Annotated in this window: 8 protein-coding genes; 6 read left to right on the plus strand and 2 right to left on the minus strand. The window is 69.5% G+C overall.

Features of this window, described 5'->3' with window-relative positions; all coding sequences use genetic code 11:
• The 5 genes from hutU to GGR64_RS19965 all read left to right on the plus strand — a co-directional run bounded on the left by hutU (position 1) and on the right by GGR64_RS19965 (position 5,253).
• A complete protein-coding gene (gene hutU, locus GGR64_RS19945) occupies positions 1-1,668 on the plus strand; it encodes a urocanate hydratase (protein ID WP_184648020.1) in 1,668 nt (555 codons plus the stop codon).
• A 189-nt stretch (positions 1,669-1,857) separates the two neighbouring features.
• On the plus strand, positions 1,858-3,294 hold the full coding sequence (locus GGR64_RS19950) for a serine hydrolase domain-containing protein (protein ID WP_184648021.1): 1,437 nt from the start codon (positions 1,858-1,860) through the stop codon (positions 3,292-3,294).
• A 145-nt stretch (positions 3,295-3,439) separates the two neighbouring features.
• Positions 3,440-4,264 carry a hypothetical protein gene (locus GGR64_RS19955; RefSeq protein WP_184648022.1) on the plus strand — a complete coding sequence of 275 codons (825 nt, stop codon included), beginning with the start codon at positions 3,440-3,442 and terminating at the stop codon, positions 4,262-4,264.
• Positions 4,265-4,369: 105 nt separating this feature from the next.
• Positions 4,370-4,627: an acyl-CoA-binding protein gene (locus tag GGR64_RS19960; protein ID WP_010342548.1), complete on the plus strand. Its 258-nt coding sequence runs from the start codon at positions 4,370-4,372 to the stop codon at positions 4,625-4,627.
• Entirely contained in the window at positions 4,627-5,253 is a 627-nt protein-coding gene (locus GGR64_RS19965) for a TetR/AcrR family transcriptional regulator (RefSeq protein ID WP_160967842.1), read from the plus strand. The genes GGR64_RS19960 and GGR64_RS19965 overlap by 1 nt, the downstream gene beginning before the upstream one ends.
• Before the next feature lie 52 nt (positions 5,254-5,305).
• On the opposite strand, the gene GGR64_RS19970 is transcribed toward GGR64_RS19965, so the two are convergent.
• Both GGR64_RS19970 and GGR64_RS19975 read right to left on the minus strand, forming a co-directional pair.
• Positions 5,306-5,785 carry a GNAT family N-acetyltransferase gene (locus GGR64_RS19970; protein ID WP_260303519.1) on the minus strand — a complete coding sequence of 160 codons (480 nt, stop codon included), beginning with the start codon at positions 5,783-5,785 and terminating at the stop codon, positions 5,306-5,308.
• A gap of 82 nt (positions 5,786-5,867) precedes the next feature.
• A complete protein-coding gene (locus tag GGR64_RS19975; protein ID WP_184648024.1) occupies positions 5,868-6,269 on the minus strand; it encodes a hypothetical protein in 402 nt (133 codons plus the stop codon).
• Between the two features lie 160 nt (positions 6,270-6,429).
• Here GGR64_RS19975 and GGR64_RS19980 point away from each other — a divergent pair, with 160 nt between their 5' ends.
• Entirely contained in the window at positions 6,430-7,284 is an 855-nt protein-coding gene (locus GGR64_RS19980) for a hypothetical protein (protein ID WP_184648026.1), read from the plus strand.
• Positions 7,285-7,477 lie beyond the last annotated feature (193 nt).

A 7,477-nucleotide genomic window follows, 5' to 3' on the forward strand; every position in this document is an offset into this window, starting at 1 on the left:
ATGACCCGCCTCGACGCCACCCGCCGCATCCACGCCCCCACCGGCAGCACGCTCACCGCCAAGAGCTGGCTGACCGAAGCGCCGCTGCGCATGCTGATGAACAACCTGCACCCGGACGTGGCCGAGCGCCCGCAGGAACTGGTGGTGTACGGCGGCATCGGCCGCGCGGCACGCGACTGGGAATCCTTCGACGCGATCGTGGAAACGCTCAAGCGCCTGGACGACGACCAGACCCTGCTGGTGCAGTCGGGCAAGCCGGTCGGCGTGTTCCGCACCCATGCCGACGCGCCGCGGGTGCTGATCGCCAACTCCAACCTGGTGCCGCGCTGGGCCAACTGGGACCACTTCAACGAGCTGGATAAAAAGGGCCTGGCCATGTACGGCCAGATGACCGCCGGCAGCTGGATCTACATCGGCGCGCAGGGCATCGTCCAGGGCACCTACGAAACCTTCGTGGAAATGGGCCGGCAGCACTACGGCGGTGACCTGTCCGGCAAGTGGCTGTTCACCGGCGGCCTCGGCGGCATGGGCGGCGCGCAGCCGCTGGCCGCGGTGATGGCCGGCGCCTCATGCCTGGCGGTGGAGTGCCGCAAGAGCAGCATCGAGATGCGCCTGCGCACCGGCTATCTGGACACCTGGACCGATAATCTCGACGAGGCGCTGCGCCTGATCGAAGAATCGTGCACGGCGAAGAAACCGCTGTCGGTCGGCCTGCTCGGCAATGTCGCCGACGTGCTGGATGAACTGCTGGTCCGTGGCATCAAGCCGGACCTGCTGACGGATCAGACCTCCGCGCACGACCCGGTCAACGGCTACCTGCCGCAGGGCTGGAGCGTCGAGCAGTGGGACGAAAAGCGTGCGAGCGCGCCGAAGGAAGTCGAGGCCGCCGCGCGCGACTCGATGGCCAACCACATCCGCGCCATGCTCGCCTTCCACGCGCTGGGTGTGCCGACCGTGGACTACGGCAACAACCTGCGGCAGATGGCGCTGGAAGAAGGCGTCCCCGATGCATTCGATTTCCCCGGCTTCGTCCCCGCCTACATCCGCCCGCTGTTCTGCCGCGGCGTCGGCCCGTTCCGCTGGGCCGCGCTGAGCGGCGACCCGGAGGACATCGCCAGGACCGACGCCAAGGTCAAGGAACTGATCCCGGACAACCCGCACCTGCACCGCTGGCTGGACATGGCCGCCGAGAAGATCAAGTTCCAGGGCCTGCCGGCGCGCATCTGCTGGGTCGGCCTGGGCGATCGCGACCGCCTGGGACTGGCGTTCAACGAAATGGTCGCCAACGGCGAACTGAAGGCGCCGGTGGTGATCGGCCGCGACCACCTGGACAGCGGCAGCGTCGCCTCGCCGAACCGCGAGACCGAGGCCATGGCCGACGGCTCCGACGCGGTCTCCGACTGGCCGCTGCTCAACGCCCTGCTCAACACCGCCAGCGGCGCCACCTGGGTGTCGCTGCACCACGGCGGCGGCGTCGGCATGGGCTTCTCGCAGCACGCCGGCATGGTCATCGTCTGCGACGGCACCGAGGCGGCGGCCAAGCGCATCGCCCGCGTGCTGTGGAACGACCCGGCCACCGGGGTGATGCGGCATGCCGATGCGGGCTACCCGATCGCGATGGACTGCGCGAAGGAAAAGGAACTGGATCTGCCGGGCATTCTGGGCTGATCGAGTGCCGACGAGGGGTGCTGGCCACTGGCCAGCATCCGCCTGCATTCTGTCGCGCCAAGGTGCGCCCGGCCCGATAGGCAAAGGTGCATGCCTGCGATCCGCAGTCGAGCAAGGCGCGCCTCGCGACGCTTGACCCTGTTTTCCAGGGCACCCATGATGCGCCATCGCCACTGATGGATCACCGCGATGGTTCGCGCCCTTGCTGCCACGCTGCTCTGCACCTTGCTCGGCAGCATGCCTGCCTCGGCTCGGGATAGCGCGGACACCCTTGCCGCGCGACTGGACGCGCAACTGCAGGTCAACCGCGAACGCTATGGTATTGCCGGCCAGGCGGTGCTGGTCGCGCACAATGGTCGGGTGCTCTACCAGGGCGCCAGTGGCGAACGCGATCCGGCCAGCCACGCGCCGGCCACCGTCGATTCCATCTTCACCGCGCAGTCGATGGCCAAGCTGTTGACCAGTACGCTGGTGATGCAGTTGGTGGATCAGGGCAAGGTGGATCTGGATGCCCCAGCCAGCCGCTACGTTCCGCAGCTGCCGGCCGCGTGGCAGACGATCCACGTCCGCGATTTCCTCAATCACAGTTCCGGCATCGCCGAGTACTACGACCGCGTGGACAACCGCTGGGTGAGCAAGGGCTACCCCGGCGTGGCACCCGACCTTGCCGCCGCACTGAAGGTGGCCGGCGCGGCACCGATGCAGTTCGCCACCGGCAGCCGGGTGCAGTACACCCAGGCCAACTACCTGGTGCTGACCGCCCTGCTGGAAGCGCACTACCGCAAGCCCTACCCCGCCATCGCGCGCGAACGCATCCTGCGGCCGCTACAGATGCGCAGTACGTCGTGGGGCCGGGCCAGCGTCCCGCCGGATCGCGCGGCGGTGCCGTATCTCGGCAAGGACGGCGCGCTGCAGCCGGCCGATGAAGACCCCTGGCCGAACTACGGCTGGGGCCACGCCGATCTGCAGACCAGCGTCGGCGACATGAACCGCTTCCTGCAGGCCTTGGCCACAGGCAGGCTGGTGCCCACGGCGACGCTGGAACGACTGTGGCAGCCGCAGACGCTGGCCGGTGGCGGCAGCAACTTCTTCTCCACCGGTTGGGATACCACGCGCAGCGATGGCTACACCCAGGTCGGCCACGATGGCGGCACCCGCGTGCGGGCGCGGCTGGCCTACAAAGGCAGCCTGCGCAATGGCTACTGGATCTTCGTGTATTTCACCAACGGCAGCGCCCGCAATGTCTGGTCCAGCACGCTGGTGGACAGCACGATGGCGCAGGCCGCCCCGAAGGAATTCCCGCATGCGCTGCTCTCCGAGCGCTTGATCGCCTATGCACTGGACGATGGCGCCGGCGCGACGGATGCCATGCGCGCGTGGCTGCACGACGGCAATGGCGTCCCTGCCAGCGAACAGGAGCGCGCGATCAACGCCAGCGGCTACGCCATCCGCGAGAGCCTCGGCGCTGCCAGGGCGCTGAAGGTATTCACCCTCAACACCGTGCTGTTTCCGGACTCGGCCAACGTCTGGGACAGCCTGGCCGAATGTCACGCAGCACTGGGCGATGCGGAGATCGCCAAGGCGCTGTACGCCAAGTCGAAGGCGCTGTCCAAGCCCGCTCCCTAGCGTCGCGACAGCCCACGCGCTACCTGTCCGGGGCGTCGGACGGTGGCTGTCACCTCAAACCGGAACTGCGTCACCCCTCGAACGATAGACCCTCAAGTTCGGCGGAAACACGCCGACAAGGGATGCATCGTTTCAAGGAGCCTGCATGGGCATCCTGATCTACCTCACTCCTGCCGTGGCGCTGTGGGCTGCCGTTGCCACAGCGTTCGCGCATGGCTTGTTCCAGCGTCTGGGGCATGCCTATCGACGCGACGCGACTGCGAAGGAGGCCATCGCGCGGTATCAGGCGGCGCTGAGCCAGCTGAAGGCGCAGGCCGCCGCCAGCGCGCAGGAACTGGAAACGCTGCGCCAGGACCACGAGCGCCTGCGCGCGACCCTCGAATACGAGGCGGCGCCCACGGCGGCCGCGTCCGCCACTGCCGCACCTGCCACGGCATCTCCGGCGGCAGCGTCGAAGGCGGCGCCAGCGCCGGTGCCGGCGCCGGCTACCCCGCCGTCGACCATCGCTCTGGCGCAGATCGACATCGCCGACGAGGTCGGCACCCTGCTCGCCCACGTCGCCCGCGTGGCGCGCAGCATCCGCCGCTACAGCGCCTACAGCCGCGGCCACAACGGGCCGGAGCCGGCCAGCGCGCGCTACGACCTGCACTGGCTGTCCGACTGCCTGCACAACCTCGACCAGGTCGGCCACGCCCTGGCCCGCAACAACATGGAAACCCTGACCGCGGCCTGCACCGAACTGCTGACCATGTACGAGCAGTACCTGCGCGACGGCTCCGGCTACAACAGTCGCGACACCTTCCAGCGGCTCGGCAGCCAGGTACCGCTGGCCGAGGTGACCGATGCGATCCGCTCGATCGCGGCCAAGGCCTCGCTGGCGCGGCAGGCGCAGGCGGCGCACGAACAGGCCGCGCACGCGCACGAACGCATCGCCGACACCCGGCAGCTCGACGCATTATCGATGCTGTGACCCCAGCGTCCGCGCCGGCCGCCGCAGGCGCGGACAGCCTCGGACCGCGTTGACCCGGCCGGTCGCCCGTGCTGTGATGCCTGCCGGTCAGGGCGGAGCAGGATCATGGCGGACAGCAAGGCAGCCTTCGAGAAAGCGGTCCAGGACATCAAGCAACGCGCGGAGCGTCCCGACAACGACACCCTGTTGCGGCTCTACGCGCTGTACAAGCAAGGCTCGGAGGGCGACGTGAGCGGCGCCAAGCCCGGCTTCTTCGACTTCGTCGGCACCGCCAAGTACGAGGCCTGGGCCAAGCTCAAGGGCATGCCGCAGGCCGACGCGCAGAAGAAGTACGTGGACCTGGTGAAGAAGCTGCTGGCCTGATGGCCCGCGACACCCGGCGGCGCATCCTCGAGACCGCCCTTGCGATGTTCAACGCGCAGGGCGAGCCGCACGTCACCACCAACCACATCGCCGACGAGCTGGAGATCAGCCCCGGCAACCTGTACTACCACTTCCGCAACAAGGACGACATCATCGAGCACCTGTTCGCGCGCTATGAGGAGCGCATGGACGCGGCGCTGGCGCTGCCGAGTGCGCGCCTGCCCGGGCTGGAGGACATCTGGCTGCAGTTGCACCTGGTGTTCGAGTGCATCTGGGACTACCGCTTCCTGTACCGCGATCTGGTCGAGATCCTCAGCCGCAGCCGGCGCCTGCGCCTGCGCTTCGCGCGCATCCTGCGCCGCGCCGACGCCAGCGTGCAGGCGGTGTTCCAGGGGTTGGCGCAGACCGGGGCGATGCGCGCCAGCGCCCAGGAACTGGCGGGCGTGGCCACCAACGCGCTGGTGGTGGCCACGTTCTGGCTCAACTACGCGGCCGCACGCGGCGAAAAGGACGAGCAAGTGGCGATCCGCCACGGCATCGTGCAGGTGATGCGGCTGATCGCGCCGTTCCTGCGCGAGGCCGAACGCGCGCACCTGGCCGCGCTGATGGATGCCTATCTGGATTGAGGCACCCCGCCCTGCGCGTCAGCGCGCGGGGGCGCGGGGGGCGCGGCGACACTCAACCGTCAGCGGTGTCGCCGTCGAGCTGGTAGACCTTGCACACCAAACCCGGCAGCGTGCGATAGGTGCGAAAGCCGATGGCCTCGTAGTACGCCTGGCCGAGCGCGTTGTCGGCAGCGATGCTGGCGTCGATGCGGGTCAGCCCGGCGCCACGCGCCGCCGCGCAGGTGGCGCGAAACAGCGCACTGCCGACGCCACGGCGGGCGCCACGCGGATCGACGTGGGTGCCGATGATGCCCCAGCCCTCGGCGACGTCGTAGGCATTGCCGGGCCGCGCGATCCGCAGCGACTGGAAGCCGAGGACGCGTCCCTCGGCGTCTTCGGCCAGTACGCACTGCAGGCGATCGGGATGCTGCAGGTAGGTCGCGCGTACCGTCGCCAGGTCGGTCGGCGCCTTGCGCAGCCCGGCCGCGAAGATCGCGTTCTGCACGGCGACCATCGCCTCGGCATCGTCGAGTGTCGCGGGACGGATCTGCATGCTGTGGGCGTCTCGGATCGGGTCGTGGCCGGCGAGTATGCCCGAGCGCGGCGCGCTGCCGCGCGTGCGGGAGCGCGCCGAGTCAGGCGCCAGCGCGACGCGGGCGGGTGGCGTGCTTGGCGGCGGAGCGCTTGGCCGTCGCCTGCTTGGCGCCGCGCTTGTTCGTGGCGCGCTTGCGCGGCTGCGGACCTGCCTGCAACCCCAGCTTGACCAGCACCGGCTGCAGGCGCGCCTCGACCTCGGCGCTCAACGGCTGCACCTGGCCGCGCAACGCGGCGGCGCCCTCGCGCACGCTGCTCTCGGCCTCGTCGGCCAGTTGCGTGGCCAGCGCCTTCAGGGTCGCTGCGCCCTGCGCGGCATCGGCCGCGGCGGCCAGCGCGCGCTTGCGGGTCAGCGCGACCACGCCCAGCCCGGCCAGCCACAGGTGCCGCGGATTCAGCCGGTCCGGCCGCAGCGCGGAGGTGGAACGCTTCTTGGTCGCCATCGCACGATCTCCAACTGGGCCGGCAGTGGCCCCGATGTGCGCCATGCTGGCGCCGGCGGCTTGAGCAAACACACTATCCGCCACCGCCCTTGCCACGCGCCCGCCGCAGCGCCATGCTCGGCGCGGACGCCGTGGCCCGGCGCCGCACAGGGAGATCCGCATGGCAGCAACATCGGGCGCGTGGGCGCCGTTTCCGTACGACGCCAAGGCCTACGCCTACGCCGGCGATGCGTTGAAGAAGGCCTGGCCCAAGCTGCACGCTGGCGACCGCGAACCCTACCCCGACCCGGCGCGCGCGCAGGCGCTGCTGGACGCCGCCGGCAAGGCCGGCAAGGGCCACGACGCGCAGACCCTGTCGGCGGCGCTGATCGAGGCCTGGCGGGCCTTCCACCACGGGCAGTTCCAGCAGGCCTACGAGGCGGGCAAGGCGTTGGGCGTGTTCGGCGCCTCGGTCGCGGTCAAGGCGATCGGCATCCACGCAGGCTATCTGGTCGACGACGAAAAAGAGCAATTGCAGCGGTTGCAGCAGGCCGCGACGCTGGCCGAAGCGGCGATCGCCGCGCTGCCGGACGAAGCCAACAGCCACTACCGCCACGCCTTCGCGCTGGGCCGGTACAGCCAGGGCCTGAGCATCGTCAAGGCGCTCAAGCAGGGCATCGCCAGCAAGGTGCGCGCGTCGCTGGAAGCGGCGCTGGAACTGGAACCCAAGCATGCCGAGGCGCACATGGCGCTGGCCCTGTACCACGCCGAGATCATCGGCAAGGTCGGGGCGATGATCGGGGGCCTGACCTACGGAGCCAAGGCCGCCACCGCCGAACAGCACATCCAGCAGGCGCGGAAGCTGGTGCCGGACGCACCGATCGCCCACGTCGAACACGCCAATGTGCTGCTGTTGCTGTACGGCGACAAGCGCGAGGACGCCGCCGCCGCGGCGTTCGAGAAGGCGGCCAAACTCAAGCCGCGCGATGCGATGGAAGCGCTGGACGCGGCATTTGCGCGCGACCAGTTGGAGTAGCGCCGCCCTGCGCTTGGCAGACGTGACATGGGCGTGGGCAAACACGTTGCCACGCCTGCCTCTGCGATCGCGATGCGTCGCCGGCACGGTCGTGTCTCGTAGATACCGTCTTACCCCCTAGCAGGCAAGGCTCCTTTTCGGGTCGAACGCGGTGCCCGATTTGAGGACGCCATAGGCGAGGTGCAGGAGCTTG

Source organism: Xanthomonas sp. 3307 (assembly GCF_014199735.1).
In the GTDB taxonomy this organism is placed as follows: domain Bacteria; phylum Pseudomonadota; class Gammaproteobacteria; order Xanthomonadales; family Xanthomonadaceae; genus Xanthomonas_A; species Xanthomonas_A rydalmerensis.